Origin of the sequence: Priestia sp. SIMBA_032, from assembly GCF_046535215.1 — a bacterium.
Classification (GTDB): Bacteria; Bacillota; Bacilli; order Bacillales; family Bacillaceae_H; genus Priestia; species Priestia aryabhattai.
Window position 1 is genome coordinate 1 of record NZ_JAWRXD010001130.1, and the last position, 253, is coordinate 253.

Consider the following 253-nt stretch of genomic DNA (forward strand, 5'->3'; position numbering starts at 1 on the left):
TATGTCGATTTTAAAGAAAAGAGGTTTTTCAGTAACAAAGAAAATATTTTCTTTGTTACTCGTTTTGTGCTTTGTTACATCTTTTACAACTAGTGCTTTTGCTGAAGAAAGGTTGCCAAGTTCTTACCCTTCTAAACAAGAACTCGTTCAGGCAGCAAATGAATTAGAATATATTTTCACGGATATTATTGTCGAAGATAAAGCTACTGGGGAATATAACGTTAATGAACAAGAATTAGATAAATCAAAATAC

1 protein-coding gene is annotated in these 253 nt (G+C 30.8%); it reads left to right on the forward strand.

Going from position 1 to position 253, the window contains the following annotated elements; translation table 11 throughout:
* The coding region (locus tag SB717_RS37850) for a hypothetical protein (RefSeq protein WP_410908310.1) at positions 1-253 on the forward strand (253 nt) is incomplete at both ends.